Consider the following 17195-nt stretch of genomic DNA (forward strand, 5'->3'; position numbering starts at 1 on the left):
TCCTTTTGTACTTAAACTGCGCGACTCGTCGCGATTCCAACCTCTACGGAAACGCCTTGCGAGAAGCAAACGGCGCAATGCGCCCGAACGCATAATGACGCGCTGCTGGTAGGGGCGGTGGGACTCGAACCCACAATCCGAAGAGGCGGATTTTAAGTCCGCTGCGTATGCCAATTCCGCCACGCCCCCTTGCGCAACTGTATATACATGGTAGCAGATTAATCGGCAAATCTCCGATTTGAGTCCTCCGCCAAAATGATTCCATGCAGAATATCCGATTCACTAACCGTGAACGAGTTGACACCGGCCAAATCGAGCACTGTTTGCAAGATAACCATGCCCGCCACGATTACCGGAGCACGGCCCGGATCGAGACCCACGATGAGCTTACGACGCTCGAGGGGAACCGCAATCAGCTGCTCATACACGGCGTCTAAGTCGAAGCGAGTAACCACCGCGCCGTGCACGCGCGACGTGTCATAGCGAGCAAGCGCCTCACGAATGGCGACCACCGTTGTTGCCGTGCCTGCAACCGCAACCAACCGATCAGCTTCAAACCCTGCAGCGCGCGCCGTTTCGAAATACGGCGCCATCGTCTCACGCATCCATTCGCGGGAACGTGCGAGCTCTTCTGGCGCGGGTGGGTCGGTGTGAAAGAAACGCTCGGTCACGCGGCGGCAACCGATGTCAAACGAACGAGCGAGCAGCACCTGATCGCCCGCCACACCTGCTACTACCTCCGTAGAACCGCCACCCACGTCGACCACAAACAGACGCTCGCCGGGAAAATCGCACGACGCCCCTGAAAACGACAACGCCGCCTCTCGCTCACCGGGAATGACTGACAGCTCAACGCCGACTGCACGAAGCGCGCATACGAACTCGTCGGCGTTCTTTGCATCGCGGGAAGCCGACGTTGCCATGGCGGTAACAGGAATGTTCGCAAACCGATTCGTGCGGAAGCGCTCGAGCACCTGCATGAAATCGGCAACCGCGCAAACCGCGCGCTCAATAGCTTGTGGTTTCAGAACACCCGTCGCATCAACGCCTTCACCCAGGTTCACGATCCGGTACTCGCGATCGACGTCGCGAATATGCCCCGCACGGTCAACATCGGCAATGAGCATACGACACGTCACCGTGCCGATATCAATCGCGGCAAAACGCCGTGCAGAAGTATCATCGAACGCCATGGGAAACTCCTCGCACCTCCCGCATGTTCAGCACGCAGGCCCAAACAACCTTGGAAGTCGAAACGAAACGGATCAGTAGCCTTTCATGAAATACCTTTCACGAAAATGCGGTGACAACGCGGCCGCGTGCTGGTCAAACGGTTACGACACCCCGAAAATCGGGTCGAGCACCTTGGAGTACCACGTTTCCGGGGGCTCGATTTCGTCAGACAGCACCTTTGCCGACACGGATGCCTCCGATTCGGTAGCCTCGATACCGCTCACCTTGCCAGCCTGCTCGCCTTTCTTCACCCACCCATACTGCGAGCGGGCACGATCCTCAACGCCGGCGTTGGTTTGCAGGTACGCGACGCTTCTCTCAAGCGCCTCGTTGCGCTCAGCAAGCGCCTGGTATTCCACCTCGAGGCGGGCTTCCTCGCGAATTGCCTGGTAATACGTACGAGCCGACGGATACAGAAACGATGCCGACAAGAATAGACACACAACCACTGATGCACACACCGCAGTGCGAGGGCGTTTCAGCGCCGACAGCGCTGCGGATACCACACCCGAGAGCGAGAAGCCAAAGCTCCGCGCAGACCCTGCATCGCCAGTCTGCATGCGTGCAGCTTGACGATGCTTTGTTCCCATTTCGCCTTTATATACGGCAGCCCGCGACGAACCCTCGCCCGCATCCGACGCGCCAGTGGTGCCGAACTGCTTAACAAACGCACGCTCGGCCTTTGCTTTCGCGCGAGAGCGCTTCGCCTGCTCACGTAGATGGGCGCGTCGCTGCCGCGCAGTAAGTTCGCCATCAAACTCGTCTTCCTGTATGCGGGAGGCCTTGCCACCACGACTAACCCGAATGGAGGAAGCACCATAACGTTCTTTACTGTAGTGTTCTTTACCGTAGCGCTCCCCATAATAATCGAGTCCTGCGTAGCGGTCACCGCGTGCGCCTGACACACCGCGCGACAGCACACGACGGGACGACGCGCCTTGGCGCGCTTGGTCGAAGGACAGAATGTTGCTGTATTGGGTCACCGGGATTCGCCCCTTCGGCACCGTGTTGCGTTTCTTGTTCGTTTCGTGCTGGAAGCTGATTCAGGATACCACACACACCTACGGCATATGGGACAAAGTATCCTTACCGTCAACAAAAAACCGCCGTCTGTTTTGGCGGCGGTGGAAATGGCGAAAACGATATGCGAGCACAAATGAGCGAACTCAGGCGACCCTACAGGTTAACCCCTTCCCTATAAGTCGAGCTCTTTCACGTAGATAGTCCACTTCTCGAAAGAGCCATCGCTAATTGCGTGCTCCATCAGGCATGCCTCCCGCTCGGCAACCTCCTGATCAATGCCGATGGCCTTCGTGAGAAACAAAATGAGCAGACGATGCCGCTCGTACACCGCCGACCCGTACGCATACCCTTCGGCAGTGAGCGTAATGTCGCCGTAATAGGGCTGGTCAAGCAAGCCTTTTTCCTTCAAAGCTGTAACGGCTTTGCTCACCGATGCCTTAGAAACACCCAGTTTTGTGGCAACATCGACAGAACGCACCGACACCTCCGTCGTGCCGCCGAGCATGACTATAGCTTCTAGGTAGTCCTCATGCGACGTCGATATTTTCTCCATGGCAGACCCCTTCTATACGTGTGCTCTCATGGTAACACACGCCGCTCGGGAAACCATCTATCCTTCAAGCGCCACGATGCCGTCTCGCACCCGAACGAACTCCGCCACAAGCGCGTCAACTTTTTCGTCAAGGCCCGTATAATCCTCATCGCGCAGCGTCTGTACAACAACGCCTGCCAAGCTGCTCAGGTGAACAAAGCCCAGATTCGCCGACGACCCTTTCAACGCATGAGCCGCACGCTCAAGTTCGCCCCAATCGCGTTCAGCAAACGTCGACATAAGCCGTTCTTCATAGCTTTCCTTTGCAAAAAGCCGCATCATCGATTGCAGCAGGTCGATGTTGCCGCAGAAGCGGTCTGTTGTTTCTGCAACGTCCATGCCTAACGCTGCGAATTTGCTTTCAATGCCCATTGGCCTCATCCCCCTTCATAATCGGGCAGTGGCAGAGCGCCAAACCCTACCACCGAAACCATGCCGTGGTTTTCACCCCAGATGCAGCTTTGTAAAGTTTTCCTTATTTTTGCGAGTTTCATCCGTTTTTGCAAGTTTCATCTTCGTTTCATCTTCCGAAGAAACCACTGACGGAGGAGGGCCGCTCAAGGAAAGGGAGCGAGGCGTTTGACCCGTCGTATCAATCGAGCAGGCGAACCTCGAACGCGCCGTCTTCGTACACCATGAAGCTGTTCGAGCCGTCTTTCGGAAGCGACACGCTGCCGGGGTTCACGAACAGCACGCCGTCGCGCACAACCTGCTGCTTCACATGCGTGTGTCCGCTCACCACCGCAAATATCGGCGCTTGTGCTGCAGAAGCGGGGTGTGGTGGTACGTTATCAGGCCCGAACACATGGCCATGCGTAAGCAGCAGCTGGCGACACGGGAAAACAGGCGATGCCGCATTGGATGCGGTACCTGATGTCGTGTCGGACATAGTGCTCGAAGCGGCGTCAGATACAGGATCAGCCACACCATCGGACATGGTGCTCGAAACACCTGAAGCGTCGTCGCAGGCATCACCCTGCCCTGCCTCAACACGAAACGGTACCGCACCACCATCCGACAGCAGCGCGTAATCACCCATACAGGGAAACGACAGCATCATCTGGTCGACTTCCGAATCACAGTTCCCTCGCACGGCCACAATACGACTCGCAAGGTTGTTCAGCATGGCGGCCACCTCGGCCGGCGCGTAATCACGCGGCAGCGGGTTGCGCGGACCGTGATACAGCAGATCGCCCAGAAGCGCAATAACATCGGGACGCTCCTGATGGATATGGGAAACCAGCTTGCGACACCAGTATGCCGATCCGTGAATGTCAGATGCGATAACCAGCTTCAATGCAATCACTCCTTTCCCGTAAGGTCGGCAACTACAGTGCGCCCGGTAATGAACCCCGACGACCCACATGTCGACAGCCCTTCAACACTGCCCGCAGCAGCGGTGCCGCAGCAGTACAAGTTGCCAATGGGTTTTTCCAACTCATCAAGTACGCGGCATTCCTCATCGGTCATTACACCCCCGCGGGAACTGCTACGTACCGGAAACTGTTTCAACGCGTAGTACGGAGCCTTCAAGGACTTCATTTGCAATTCGCGACCAAATTCCTCGTCCTTTTTCTTCTCCATTGCTTTGTTGAACGCCTCCATGGTAGCTTCTAGCGCATCGGCAGGAATGTTCATGGCTGCCGCAAGATCGGAAACGGTGTCGCACGGACCCACCAAGCGATCCGCGCGCTTCGTCATCACTTTCGCCGCACTGGCCGACTGCACGCCTTCGCTCATCTGGTTGTCGAAGATGCTCCACCAAAACCCCAGCTCGTCCGCCACGCACGCTTCAGCCGTCGCCGAAGCGTCGTCTTCTCGCGCAAGCCGCTTACCCGCTGGGCTCACATTGATCAACGGCGCGAACATGCCCCACCAAGTAGCGTCAGGAACATCGCTTGCCACCATAATGGACACATTGAGGTCGGCAGTAGCCGCACCAACGCTCGAGCACAACGAAAGCGCATTTCCCTGCGACAAGCGCGAACAGCATCCCAACAGCTCTTGATCAGGGTTGTTGGCATGAACCATGAGCTGATTGGCACTGTAGCCTCCCGTAGCGACTACCACCGCGCGGGCTCGAACGTCAACTGTTCCCGCCTTACCCGACGTGAAACGCGCACCGGCAATAGCTCCCGTACCATCCAGCACAAGCGCAACGCACTCGTGCTCCGTCGTGAATGTCACGCCCTTTTCCGCCAGCTTGTCGCGCAGCGGCAGCATGATCATTTCCGTGTCGCCAAGGCCCGAAAACGACACGAGTATATCGACTGGGCCATCCTGCTTGTAGCTTTTCGGATCGGCGAACGACGCCCCGTACTCGTCAACTAAGTGATCGAGCCATTCAGGTGCGCTCTTTAGCATGCTTTCGGCACGATTCGCCAAGGTGAGGCCAGCTTTAAGATACGAATCTTTGTTGCGCTGCCAAAACGCCGAGGGCGACTGTCCGATACCTGCCTGTTTTTGCAGCTGGGTATCGCAAACACGAATCACCCCGCTCGATTCATAGCTTTCACCACCAAGCAGGTCTTCTCTTTCCATGACCAGCACTGACAAACCCGATTCCACCGGCAACATAGCAGCGGACAAGCCGGCCATACCACTGCCCACGACCAGTACGTCAACGTTATAGTCAAACGACACCGCAGGCTGCCCCACTGCCGAATATGAGCGTACGTCGCCCGTTGGCGCTGACGGTGCCTGCGTGACACATGCCGTAAGTCCCAAACCGGCCACAGCCGATGCAGCCCCGGCACCTGCCAGCTTCACGAAGCTCCGACGATCCATACCTGCCTGTCCCTCCTTCACACCTGTTAAGCCATCACATTTGCACACTGTCATTTGTCGCATTGAGTTCGATATCACGCCGCACCACGCACACACAGCGTTTCACTCGTACGCCTTGTTACTACACGACTCACCATCACATGCCTCGCTATCACACGCAGCACGACCTCCATAAAACGACGCTGTAGGAAACGGCGGTTCAAGTGCACGCTTGAATGCCGTGCGGCGCACCGTTGCCAATACACGAGCAACATCGCCTTCATCAAAGCCTCGACGCACTAGTTCATCTGCGTCCAAACCATGTTCTTGACTGGCGATAAGCAACCGGTCGAGCACGTCGTAGGAAATACCCATGGAACGCTCGTCTTCCTGATTTGCCGACAGCTCGGCACTCGGTGGCTTGACGAACACATTTTCTGGGATGGGAGCAATCTGACCTTGAGATTGCGCTTGCTCGTTACGCCAGCGGCCAACCGCATACACATCGGTTTTGTACAAGCCGCCAAGCGGAGCGAAAGCACCGGCGGTATCGCCGTACAAGGTGGAATACCCCATAAACGCCTCGCTTTTGTTCCCGGTGTTCAAAAGCATCCATCCGTAGGTGTTCGACAGTGCCATCAGGCATACCATACGGCACCGGGCCTGCGTGTTCTCGGCGGCAAGTCCGCTCAGCCCCGCACTCCCAAGCGCCTCACGCAGCCCGTTGGAAAACGCCTCGTACGGCTCACGTATTGAAACCGTGCGCGACTCGATTCCTAAACAAGCCGCAAGCTCAAGTGCGTCGGTAACTGAATGATCACTAGAATACGGCCCTGGCAGCAACACGCCATGTACATGGGAAGCTCCCAGCGCATCGACGGCCATAACCGCAACCACACTCGAGTCGATACCCCCCGACAAGCCAATCACGCAATCGGAAAAGCCCGTACCTTCCGCAAACTCCCTCAACGCGCTTACGCATACGTCGTACTTCTCGGAGATATCCATCGCCTTTACTCCTTCATCGCATTGCCTGCACCACACACAATCACATAAACGACGCACGAAGAAGTGCTCTATTAGTCGGAGGGAATGTCGACCTCGATCGAATCAATCTGCATCTCACGCCCTGCAACAAGCTGCGTCGCAAAACTGTCACACTTCGGGCAGAAGAGATGAAAGCGATCGTGCTCGAACTCGGCACCGCACTCTAAGCAGCGGCTTTTCGGTCTCACGATGTTCACCTGCAAAGTAGCATGCTCGCACAAAGCGTACTCCGGCAATTCACGCAGCGCCTCAAACGCAAAGTTCAATGCGTCAACAATAGCTTCGGTCATCTCACCGACAGACAGATCAATGCGCAGCACGCTCGTCGCACCGGCCTGTCGCGCCGACTCGCACACGGCATCCATGACCCCCGTCATGATTCCCAATTCATGCATGGGCGTTGCTCCTTGCCGATAAAAAACCCTGCCGAACCCTATTATGCAGGGTTCGGCAGGACGATAACACATACTCTTCCGAAACGGCCGTCGCATACAACGGATGACAAAAACACCGACACATCGCCATCATTCGCGAGCACGCCCGCACGCAACCGCGCGAACCTACTTCTTCTTGGCTGCACGTTTAATAGACACCGATTTCGATGCCTTCCGCTCGGTGTCATCATCAGCGTCCTGCGCTTCTCGTTTCTTGATACGCTTACTCAGCGCCACGCGAGCGATCAGCAAACTGCCCTCGTAGAGCATCAATAGCGCGGCGAACATGAGTAGCATGGTAATCGGCGAAGCGTCAAGCGTCACCATGGCAGACACCACCATGAGCACAACGTAGACAATTCGCCAATTCTCGCGCAACTTCTTGTAAGGGATTACGTCAAACAGCACCATGTAGAACACCAGCAACGGCAGCTCGAATGCAAAACCGAAGCCGATCTCAAAACCGATGATAATACTCAAGTACGACTTGGCTCGCGGGGTTATTTCAGCGAATCCCGCGCCTTGGTCGGTGAGCCATTGAAATGCTGGGGGCAAAATGAGGAAGTAGCAGAAAATGGTTCCGATGATAAACAGGGCCACCGCAGCCGCGAACGTGGGAATAAACCATTTGCGCTCGCTCGGCTTTAATGCCGGCAGGAAGAACGCAAGAATCTGCCAAAGAATAATAGGTGCCGTAGCAACCACCGAAGCCCACATGGCCAGCGTAAAGCGAACGGTAAACGTCTCAAACGGATCGATTGCCGTGAGCATGTACGTGCCCTCGTCACCCTTCGGCAGGTAGTCGGCGATAGGCAGCAGCATGAACTGGGCAATGGTAGGCGCAGCAAAGTAGAATATACACACGCCAATGGCCAAACAAACCACAATGCGCACCAAGCGCATGCGCAACTCGCCCAAGTGATCGAACAAGGGCATGCGGGCAGCACCGATAGCCATGCGTTACTCCCCTTCCTTTATGTCGGCCGCATCAGATGCAACCTGATTGTTTGCTTTTGTTGCAACACCCGATGTCACGGGTGCTGTCGCGGCCTTCGCCGCTGCGGCGCGCTTCAGTGCCGAGGGCTTCTCGGCAGCATTAGCTGTCGGCTCAGATGCCGTCGATGCTGCCGATACTGCCGCAGTAGGCTTTGCTGCGGCGGCCGCCTTGGCTGCACTCGCCGCTGCTGCTGTCGTTGCTGTTCCTGCTGTCGCCGTCGTTGCTGCAGCAGTGCCACCTTCGGTACGCAGGCGCTCGGCGCGCTCCGCAGCGTAGCGGGCTTTGCGCTCTTGGAATGACTCGCCTTGCCCCGCCTTCTTCGCACCAGTGCCTGATGCGGACTTCGCTGCACCGTCTGTCGCCTGCGCGGGTTTCGTCGCCGTGGATTTCGCAGCAGGCTTCGCCGCAGATGACGTGGGTTTCTTGGCAGCAGATTTTGAGGCGGCACTCTTCGCGTCCTTCGACGCCTTCTGCGCCTTCTTTCCAACCTCGTCAACCACATCGAGCGGATTCTTGAACGGCTCGTCGGAATCGGGATCGTATACCCCACTCTTCAACACGTCGTTCATTTCCTGCTGAGCCGCTCTAAACTTGCTAATAGCCTGGCCAAGCATCTTAGCCATAGCCGGCAGCTTGTCCGGCCCGAAAATGAGAAAGCCGAACACGATAATAAGAAAAAGCTCTATTCCACTTAACCCAAACAAAGCTCGCTCCTTTGCACGGTTACGCGCCTTTTGCGCCAATAGTTCCGCCGGGCGCGACACGCCGGGCACAATACCCCTTGCGGGAACAACCGGAATATAGTAGCACAAACAGCTCACGCCATGAGGCCCCGCACCGCCTGCGCTTGCCGGTTTCTACGCACCGCCCAAAAACGCCAAACCAACCGTCGGTATGCCCAGTGCCAATACCAAAATAACGCACACCACCACGACAAATATGCGCTTGATGCGCTCAGCGCGCTCGCGCTTCTCTTGCGCGCGGCGTTCGCGTTCCTGTGCAGCCTTAATGCGCTCGCTTTTCTGCTTTGCAGTTAGTTTCTGCTTTGCCATAACGTTACGACCTGATCTTTCCCCGAATTTCGAACACACGCGCGATGTTGTGAGCCACTTCGACGTCCACATTCCAGCGATCCTGTTCGTAGAGAATCTTGCCGTCGACCATGGTCATAAGAACATCAGAGCCGCTGCAGGTGTTAACAATGGAAGCCGCCGGATCATCAAGCGTCGTCTGACGCGATCCCGCAAGGTCAACAGCAATGAGATCGGCAGCTTTGCCCAGATCGATCGACCCAATACGATCGTCCATCTTCAGCGCACGCGCACCACCGAGCGTAGCCATTTTGAGCACCGAAGCACAATCGAGGAACTCGCCAACATTCACAGCGCGTTCAATGAGCATGCCGGTGCGCATTTCGATAAACATGTCGGTCGAATCGGTTGCCGCAGGCGAGTCGGTTCCTACACCCACGCGCAGACCAGCGCGCCGGAACTCACCGAGCGGTGCCACACCCATGCCCAGTTGGGCATTGCAGCGCGGACACACGGCCACGGCAACGTCGTATTCTTTGAGCTTTGCGATATCCAAGCGGTCAACATGGACGCAATGGATGGCCAGTACGTTATCGGCCTCGAACGCGCCCCAGTTCAGCGCGTAGCGAACGGGCGACGCCTGTGTGGGAAGCCATGGCGGAACTTCCACGTAGCCACGACGATCCTCCATGGTATGAACGGCAAACGGCGACGAACCGTATTTAATGAAGTTGTACTCTTCACGGCTACCCGCAAGATGCATGGCGACAGGCAAGCCCTCGCTGCGTGCGAACTCAGCAACCGCCCCATACACCGACGGATGGCATTCATACATTGCCGCCGGGGCCACGCCAAGCGTAATGCGGTCGGAATCGATCTGACCACGCCACCGGTCGATATCCTTCTGCGCACGAACGATTGCCTGAGGTACGCGCTTTTTATCCATAGCGCCCACTTCGCGGTAGATGACGCTGCGCAGACCAACACTTTGCGCAGCCGCGCATGCCGCACCAGTAGTGGTGATGTCGGCAACACAAGTGATGCCGCTCGAAAGCGCCTCAAGGCCGCCCAGCACTGCAGAATCGCGCCAATCGGACGAATCGAGCTTCAGGCTCTTTTCCGCGATGCTCACCGCCCACGACGCGTAGGGAACGTCGTGGATGATGCCTCGCATGACGGAGTTCTCCAAATGCGTATGCAAGTCGACCAAACCCGGCATAATTGCCGCATGCCCGTAATCGCGTACCTCTTCCTCGGGGTAGCGCAGACGCAGCAGGTCAGCCGAACCAATGTCGCGGATGCGACCGTCGCGAACGAGAACGGCCCCGTTCTGGAACGGCTCGGACGTGATGGGAAGAATGTATTGCGCGCAGATAAGCATGGGCACCCTCTTCGTATCCGCTCGATAACGTAAGTTTGTATGATAACACTGCCGAGCGCGCGGCGCGAGAGCGCACACAGTCTCTGCGGTTGGAAATACGACGGTTTATTATCCTCGGTAGAAGCCTTTGTCGCTGAATTTGGCCCACATAAGGTACATCTCGCGGTAGTTATCCTTGATGAATGCCTGGATTTGACGAATTTCGCGGTCACTAAGGACACCTGGACTCTGAAGAACAGAGTCGCCGTTCTTTTTGACGAAAAACTTAGCGGATCCTTGCTCGGTAAGCTTGCGATCACTGGCATGCACGTGCATGCACTCGATGATACAGTGGCTGGTGAAGTACAGGTAGTAGCCGCAGACCTTGAAGTTGAAGTATTTCGGCATGATTAGGCCGCCATGTATTTGAGACTGCGATCCAGGTAATCGTGCACTATTTCCAGCTCGATATCGTCCATGGTAGTTTCCCTTAGCTCGCCCTGCGCGCTGAAAACTGCAGCGCTTGTCGGGCGATTGAGGTTGAGCACGCGGATACTGTCACCGTTTCGAGTGAAAGCGTATCCATTGATGATGACATCGGCGGCATCGGCGACTTGCAGCACGTCAGGCATAGCTAACCTCCACGGTTTCGATGGAGCTAAGGAAGCTGTCGGGGTCAATGTAGAGATTCTTCAGGATGGGCACCAGGTCGATGTATTCCTCGGTATCGGGCAGGCCGTGATAACGGGCGGTAACGGCAAGATAGCCGCTGTCCCATTCTCGTACATCCAAGTACCGTTCCAGACGTTTTGGTGTTTTGAATCTTATACGACGTCCGTCGAAGGAGAAAGACGTGAGGTCGCCGTGACTACTAAGGATAGCCACGCTGCTCCGAGCCGTCATGCTGCCCTCCTTTCTCTTCTGTGTTTCGGAACCCTAAGCATACCAAAATCCTCTAAAGACTTCAGCCAAGTTGTTGAATAGTCAGGCCAACAGGTAATCAAGCTGCTTGACTCCTCGAAAAAGAGTCCGACCGCCCTCCCCTTAAATCCCAAAGATTGCCCCTATGGCGTCAAGCACCGATGCCATTGTTGCGTGATCGATCGAACCACCAAGGTGTCGCGCGTCTCGGGCAGGGTTGTTCAAATTGATAGCGCGAAGCTGCTCAACGCATACACAACCCGAAACCACATTACCGAAAGCAAGCTCAATATGAAGGGGATGCCCATTGACTGTCGAGGTGATCGGACACACCACCGTCAAACTCGACACCACGTTATTGAAGTGCCCAACGCTCACCACGAGCGCGGGCCTTCTTTTTTGGGGTTCATGCCCCACGGTAGGATTGAAATTAACCTCAGTAATGTCGCCTTGCTCGAACATCATCACTCAACCACCTCGGCTCCCACATCAGGACCGCCCCACTCTTCACCAACTTTGTTGCCATCCCAACCAGCACACAGTTCGGTCAACGACACCTTGCGATTGCGCGCATACGTCCGTTCTGGTTGCGCAAATTTTAATGTATATGTTCAAGCAGCTCGAAAGCGCTGGACTTCTTACCGCATGGTGCCGTCGCCGAAGAGGAGCTCGCGTTCGGGACCCGACAGCGCCGCGCGAGCTTGTTCGCGCAGGTTGTTCATGGCACTGAGGAACTGCCGATACATAACCACCACCAGGTAGCGCCCGCGTGGAGTGAGCGTGAGTTCGTCGGACGTGTCGGTGGCAAACGCCCGGTTTGCACGCATGAATGCCATCTCCACCGGCAATCCGCGCTCGATACTCACGCCGAACTCGCGCGCAAATGCGTGCTTGTCGAGACGCAGCTTGTACAGGTTTACTAAAAAGCAGTAGCGCATGAGATCGCGCTCGGACATATCGCTTCTACCCATGAGCGACATCCGTCCGCTTTCGATAGCTTCGTTGTACTCACGCAAGCTGAACGTGTTCACGTACAGACTACGATTCAGATACGTAATAGAGCCGCTCCCGATGGCGGGATACTGGTCGTAAAACGTTTGGAACTCGTCGATCTGCGGTGCTGACGCATCTTCCGCACCACCTGCACTGCCTGCACCCAGCAGCGTATCAGTTTCGCCGTTGCGCGTGAACGTCCAGAGCGTCGTGCGATGGAACAGCGGGTCGGAGCCACCCGCAAGCACACCGTCGAGAATCTGGTAGTAACGGTACTCCCGCGAATAGTCCATCTTACCTAAGGTGCTGGTCATCTTCCGCATGGTGCCGTTCGATACGTACAGCGGCGAAAATGTAGTCTGGCGCGCGCCGCACATGGCAATTTTCTCCAAATCGTCAAGCAGAATGTCTTCGGTTTGGCTGGGGAAGTTGAAAATCATGTCGACGTTCAGCGAATTAAAATACGGAAGCGCCTCGCCGATACGCTCGAGGATTTCCTCGCCGCTACCATACTTGTCAAAGCGATCCATTTGTTTCAGAAGGTCGTTGTTGAAGCTTTGCACCCCCACAGAAAGGCGCTGGATGCGGCCTTTCAGCGCATCGAGGTAGGGCTGCACCAGGTGGTTGGGGTTCGTTTCGGACGCCACTTCGCGAATGTTCCACAAATCGCGCGCCTCATCGAGCGTCTCGCACAGCTCATCAAGCAGGATGGTTGGCGTGCCACCACCCATGTAAATGCTCTCGATGTCGTAGCCTAAATTCTTCACCATGCGCATCTCGCGACGCATGTTAGCAAAGTACGGGCGCGCCACGTCTTCTCGAAACGCATAGCGGTTGAAACTGCAATATGGACACAATCGCTCGCAGAACGGCACATGCATGTACAGCATGTACTTACGACCTGGCTCGGGTGCGGGCATCACGGTTTCGTTCGTGGGATTAAGCGCCAGCCCGCGACAGGCAAGCTGTTTAATAATGGTGGTGAGCATACGCTCGGACAGCATGGGCGACTCCGTTCGTGCAAAAAATTGGATAACCTCGCTATAGTAATGCTTTCAGAAAACGTCATGCAACGGAAAACAGATATACTAGACATTGCTTTCCCACCGAGACAAAAGGAGTCCATTTTCCGTGAGCATTGACACCGCCACGGGTGCCGAAGCGCCCGCCGAACTCTCTTCGACGCGCGTAAAAGACATCTTTTCGCACATTGCCAAGAAATACGAGCGCTTCAACGCCGTATCAAGCTTTGGAGCATACAAAGTATGGCTCGCGCGCATGGCGCACTTAGCCCCTATCGGCCCCAACGACGACGTACTCGACATCGCCGGCGGCACAGGGGATGTAACGTTCACCATGGCCCGCATGCTGCATCCGCGCCACATCCAATGCACTGACCTCGTGCCGGAAATGCTCGACGTGGCGCGCATGCACTACGAACGCGGTGCTGCGCACGGCGTTCCCGTTGATTTCGAGGTGGTTGACGGCCAGAACATGCCGTACGCTAATGAAAGCTACGACGCTATTACCATGGCATACGGAATTCGGAACATGCCGGAGCGCGAACGAGCGCTCGCCGAAATACTACGCGTGCTGAAACCGGGTGGACATCTGGTGTGTCTCGAGTTCAGCACACCGCCAAACCCCGCTTGGCGTGCGCTGTATCTTTTCTACCTGAAGCACCTCATACCGTTCTGGGGAAATGTGGTTACCGGCGACCGCGAAGGGTTCGTGTACCTGTCGAAGAGCATTCGGGCTTTCCCCAACCAGCGCGAACTGGCACATATGATGGAGCAAGCCGGATTCGTAAACGTTACCTGGAAAAACTGCACTGGTGGCATAGCTGCTATCCATGTTGCACAAAAACCCGCATAGCGGCTATGCGGCCCACCAAGTCGGCACGACAATGAGACTACCGTTGAGATGCGTCGGTCGTGTTGACCGTGTTGACCGCACCAATAGAGCAGCCCGCGCAACCCGAGCACCCCGAGCAGCCACCGCACGAAACGCGGCGTCGCCCCACATCGTCGGACGATGTGGCAGAACACTGGTCATGACAATCGCACATGCCACGGAAAAACAAGCGGCGAACGGCCCATATAACCCAGGCAGCCACAACAACAAGTACCACTACGGTGCCAACACTTATGTCCAGTGGTTGAATCATGTTCCCATCACCTTTTCCACATCGTCGGTTTTTCGACTCGGGGTAATTCACGTGACTACCTGCGGTGACGAACTAAAACAACCTACCACCGCCGAAAACCACCCAATTGCGCCGAACCGGAAAACCGGCCTTCCGGCGCACCCAACCATAGGCGCGCCGGAAATAAACCATAAAGCCTATCGGATTCTGCGTGCTACCTTACGCAGCGCTCTTGTCGGCAGACAACTTCTTCGCCGCTTTCAATGCATCAATTCTCTCATAATCGGGCATCGGGCGCACCAGCTGGAAGATCATACCAGCAGCAACCACGCAAGCGAGCACCGTCCACACGCTGAAACCAATTTCACCCGTGGCAAGTCCCACAAACTGACGCAGCATTAGACCAACACACCAGCCGAACCCGGTCATATATCCGATGGTTGCCCACGTCCACTTTGCGGAACGCATCTGGTTTCGAATAGCGCCAATGGCCGCAAAGCAGGGTGCGCACAGCAAGTTGAACGCAGTGAACGCCAGGATGGCCGACGTGCTGCCGCCAAACATGAGCGCGAAACCCTCCCACAGTGTCGGATCGGTTTCACCCAGCTCACCGAGCTGCGTGAGTACACCAACTGTGGCAACTACGTTCTCTTTGGCAACCAGGCCGGTGACGCTCGTAACAGTCGCTTGCCAATCGCCAAAGCCCAGCGGCACGAATATCCACGCCAAGGCGTTGCCGAGCATAGCCATGAAACTGTAGTTCAGATACCCATCCATTTCAGCATCGAGCAGGCCAAACGAGCCCTCATACACGCCGAAGTTCATAAGGAACCAAATGACAATGGTTGACAGGAATATGATGGTGCCGGCTTTCACAATGTAGTGCTTCACGCGATCCCATGTGGCTAAAGCCACGCTTTTTGCGGCGGGCAGATGATACTGCGGCAGCTCCATGATAAACGGAGTCGCTTCGCCTGCAAACACGCGCAATTTCTTCAGCATAATGCCGGACACGATGATGGCGATAACACCCAGGAAGTAGAACAGCGGAGCTACCCACCGCGCTGTTTCCATGTCGCCACCTGCTAAAGCACCGAATACGAGCGCAATAATGGGCATTTTCGCGCCGCAGGGAATCATAGTGGTAGTCATAACCGTCATGCGACGGTCGCTTTCGTTCTCGATGGTTTTCGTGGCCATAACGGCGGGCACGCCGCAACCCGAGCCAATGAGTATGGGGATGAATGACTTGCCGGACAAACCAAATTTGCGAAAGATGCGATCCATCATAAACGCAACGCGCGCCATGTAGCCACAGTGCTCCAAAAACGCCAGCATGAGGAACAACAGGATCATCTGCGGAATAAAGCCGATGACTGCACCAACACCAGCGACAATGCCATCAAGTACGAGACTTTGCACCCAGCCGGCCGCACCAATTGCCTCAAGCGCCCCGCCGATGATGGGCGTAAGCCCTGGAATCCACAGACCCCACGAACCATCGGAAGGATCAGGTTCCTCTTCCGCAAGCGCCTCGGCAAGCGCGGTGTCGCCAGCTGCCTCAGCCGCGGCGACCTCTTCCTCCCACGCGCCGACCGCTTCCTCATACGCCGCACCACCTGTGTAGAGCCATCCGTCACCGGAAATGCCGTCGTTTGCCCAGTCGGTAACAACGCCGCCACCAAGCGTGACGGCGATGTAGTACACAAGCGCCATGACCACCACGAAAATGGGAAGGCCGGCCCAACGGTTGGTGACCACACGGTCGATTTTTTGCGTAAGCGTCATGCCCGCACCAGTTTTTTTCACGCACGTTATGGTGATGTCGGTGATAGCATCGTAGCGTTCGCCTGCGATAACACCCTCAATGTCGTCGTCAAGCAAGTGCTCGAGGCTGGCGCGAACGACATCTACGTTTTTCATGTCGGCCGCCGACAGTGACAACGTATTGAGGGAACACTGCTCGCCCTCGAGCGCCTTGATAGCGAACCACCGAGCGACGTTGGGTTTCACGCGCGAGCCGATGATGTCAATGATCTTGCCAATAGCCTCTTCGGTCGCATCTGAGAAGCGGTAGGTCGGTACGGGCAGCGATCCCCGCTTTCCCGCCGCAATGGCGGCCTTTACCACATCGTCAAGACCGCGGCTTTTCAGCGCCGACGTCTCAATAACAGGACATCCTAGCTGTTTGGACAAGCCTGCGACATCCACCTTGTCACCGGCCTTTTCCACCAGGTCCATCATGTTGAGCGCCACCACCACGGGCACACCCAAGTCGATGATTTGCGTGGTAAGGTAAAGGTTGCGCTCGAGATTCGTGGCGTCAACCAGGTTGATGACAACGTCGGGGTTGCCGTCAAGCAGGTAATCGCGCGTAACAATTTCCTCGGGGCTATACGGCGACAGCGAATACACACCCGGCAAGTCGGTTATGGTGACGTCTTTGTCCTTTGTGTACTTTCCTTCTTTCTTCTCAACAGTCACGCCCGGCCAGTTTCCAACATATTGATTGGCACCGGTAAGCTCGTTAAACATCGTGGTCTTGCCGCTATTTGGGTTGCCGGCAAGCGCAATGCGAACTGTCATGTTCTACCTTTCATCTCTCGAAGTTAGCTTGAGGTCAAGTGTTTACCTTAGCTAACTAGCTGCCAT

20 protein-coding genes and 1 tRNA gene are annotated in these 17195 nt (G+C 56.1%); 1 reads left to right on the forward strand and 20 read right to left on the reverse strand.

Translation table 11 applies throughout. The features are described from left to right. Window positions 1-106 precede the first annotated feature (106 nt). The 18 genes from G7Y44_RS03925 to G7Y44_RS04010 form a co-directional block, all read right to left on the reverse strand. A tRNA-Leu gene (locus tag G7Y44_RS03925) sits at window positions 107-189 on the reverse strand. 29 nt (window positions 190-218) lie between these two features. Further along, entirely contained in the window at window positions 219-1193 is a 975-nt protein-coding gene (locus tag G7Y44_RS03930; protein ID WP_165045769.1) for a Ppx/GppA phosphatase family protein, read from the reverse strand. Between the two features lie 141 nt (window positions 1194-1334). Next, window positions 1335-2216, reverse strand: a complete 882-nt coding sequence (locus G7Y44_RS03935; RefSeq protein ID WP_165247749.1) for an FtsB family cell division protein — start codon at window positions 2214-2216, stop codon at window positions 1335-1337. A gap of 212 nt (window positions 2217-2428) precedes the next feature. Further along, window positions 2429-2809, reverse strand: a complete 381-nt coding sequence (locus G7Y44_RS03940) for a metal-dependent transcriptional regulator (protein WP_165247751.1) — start codon at window positions 2807-2809, stop codon at window positions 2429-2431. A 57-nt stretch (window positions 2810-2866) separates the two neighbouring features. Further along, the gene (locus G7Y44_RS03945; protein ID WP_165045775.1) at window positions 2867-3220 is read right to left on the reverse strand and encodes an Hpt domain-containing protein; all 354 of its coding nucleotides are present in this window, start codon (window positions 3218-3220) and stop codon (window positions 2867-2869) included. 220 nt (window positions 3221-3440) lie between these two features. After that, window positions 3441-4154 (reverse strand): phosphodiesterase, encoded by a 714-nt coding sequence (yfcE, locus tag G7Y44_RS03950; RefSeq protein ID WP_165247753.1) that lies wholly within the window; start codon window positions 4152-4154, stop codon window positions 3441-3443. Then, window positions 4151-5635 carry an FAD-dependent oxidoreductase gene (locus tag G7Y44_RS03955; RefSeq protein ID WP_165247755.1) on the reverse strand — a complete coding sequence of 495 codons (1485 nt, stop codon included), beginning with the start codon at window positions 5633-5635 and terminating at the stop codon, window positions 4151-4153. Before G7Y44_RS03955 ends, yfcE begins: the two co-directional genes overlap by 4 nt. A gap of 102 nt (window positions 5636-5737) precedes the next feature. Beyond that, entirely contained in the window at window positions 5738-6622 is an 885-nt protein-coding gene (nadE, locus tag G7Y44_RS03960) for an NAD(+) synthase (RefSeq protein WP_165247757.1), read from the reverse strand. 71 nt (window positions 6623-6693) lie between these two features. Then, window positions 6694-7056 carry a hydrogenase maturation nickel metallochaperone HypA/HybF gene (locus G7Y44_RS03965; protein WP_165247759.1) on the reverse strand — a complete coding sequence of 121 codons (363 nt, stop codon included), beginning with the start codon at window positions 7054-7056 and terminating at the stop codon, window positions 6694-6696. Between the two features lie 165 nt (window positions 7057-7221). Beyond that, window positions 7222-8052, reverse strand: a complete 831-nt coding sequence (tatC, locus tag G7Y44_RS03970) for a twin-arginine translocase subunit TatC (RefSeq protein ID WP_165247761.1) — start codon at window positions 8050-8052, stop codon at window positions 7222-7224. Window positions 8053-8055: 3 nt separating this feature from the next. Next, on the reverse strand, window positions 8056-8913 hold the full coding sequence (locus G7Y44_RS03975; protein ID WP_241159171.1) for a twin-arginine translocase TatA/TatE family subunit: 858 nt from the start codon (window positions 8911-8913) through the stop codon (window positions 8056-8058). A gap of 36 nt (window positions 8914-8949) precedes the next feature. Next, window positions 8950-9144, reverse strand: coding sequence for a CASC3 protein CASC3 (locus G7Y44_RS03980; protein WP_165045785.1), 195 nt, complete (start codon window positions 9142-9144; stop codon window positions 8950-8952). A gap of 4 nt (window positions 9145-9148) precedes the next feature. Next, a complete protein-coding gene (locus G7Y44_RS03985; protein ID WP_165045787.1) occupies window positions 9149-10504 on the reverse strand; it encodes an amidohydrolase family protein in 1356 nt (451 codons plus the stop codon). A gap of 108 nt (window positions 10505-10612) precedes the next feature. Further along, complete coding sequence (locus tag G7Y44_RS03990) at window positions 10613-10891, reverse strand: DUF4160 domain-containing protein (protein WP_165247763.1); 279 nt, start codon at window positions 10889-10891, stop codon at window positions 10613-10615. Between the two features lie 2 nt (window positions 10892-10893). Next, window positions 10894-11115, reverse strand: a complete 222-nt coding sequence (locus G7Y44_RS03995) for a DUF7723 family protein (protein ID WP_165045791.1) — start codon at window positions 11113-11115, stop codon at window positions 10894-10896. Continuing rightward, complete coding sequence (locus tag G7Y44_RS04000; RefSeq protein WP_165045793.1) at window positions 11108-11386, reverse strand: DUF7724 family protein; 279 nt, start codon at window positions 11384-11386, stop codon at window positions 11108-11110. Before G7Y44_RS04000 ends, G7Y44_RS03995 begins: the two co-directional genes overlap by 8 nt. A gap of 141 nt (window positions 11387-11527) precedes the next feature. Next, a complete protein-coding gene (locus tag G7Y44_RS04005; RefSeq protein WP_165247765.1) occupies window positions 11528-11869 on the reverse strand; it encodes a type II toxin-antitoxin system PemK/MazF family toxin in 342 nt (113 codons plus the stop codon). Between the two features lie 173 nt (window positions 11870-12042). Then, window positions 12043-13401 carry a coproporphyrinogen III oxidase family protein gene (locus G7Y44_RS04010; protein WP_165247767.1) on the reverse strand — a complete coding sequence of 453 codons (1359 nt, stop codon included), beginning with the start codon at window positions 13399-13401 and terminating at the stop codon, window positions 12043-12045. 127 nt (window positions 13402-13528) lie between these two features. On the opposite strand from G7Y44_RS04010, the gene G7Y44_RS04015 reads away from it, so the two are divergent. Continuing rightward, entirely contained in the window at window positions 13529-14272 is a 744-nt protein-coding gene (locus tag G7Y44_RS04015) for a ubiquinone/menaquinone biosynthesis methyltransferase (protein WP_165247769.1), read from the forward strand. 37 nt (window positions 14273-14309) lie between these two features. Here G7Y44_RS04015 and G7Y44_RS04020 read toward each other — a convergent pair whose 3' ends face one another. Then, window positions 14310-14564 carry a hypothetical protein gene (locus G7Y44_RS04020; protein WP_165247771.1) on the reverse strand — a complete coding sequence of 85 codons (255 nt, stop codon included), beginning with the start codon at window positions 14562-14564 and terminating at the stop codon, window positions 14310-14312. A gap of 198 nt (window positions 14565-14762) precedes the next feature. Then, window positions 14763-17129 carry a ferrous iron transporter B gene (feoB, locus tag G7Y44_RS04025; RefSeq protein ID WP_165247773.1) on the reverse strand — a complete coding sequence of 789 codons (2367 nt, stop codon included), beginning with the start codon at window positions 17127-17129 and terminating at the stop codon, window positions 14763-14765. Between the last annotated feature and the right edge of the window lie 66 nt (window positions 17130-17195).

The organism is Adlercreutzia sp. ZJ141 (assembly GCF_011038965.1).
Lineage (GTDB): Bacteria > Actinomycetota > Coriobacteriia > Coriobacteriales > Eggerthellaceae > ZJ141.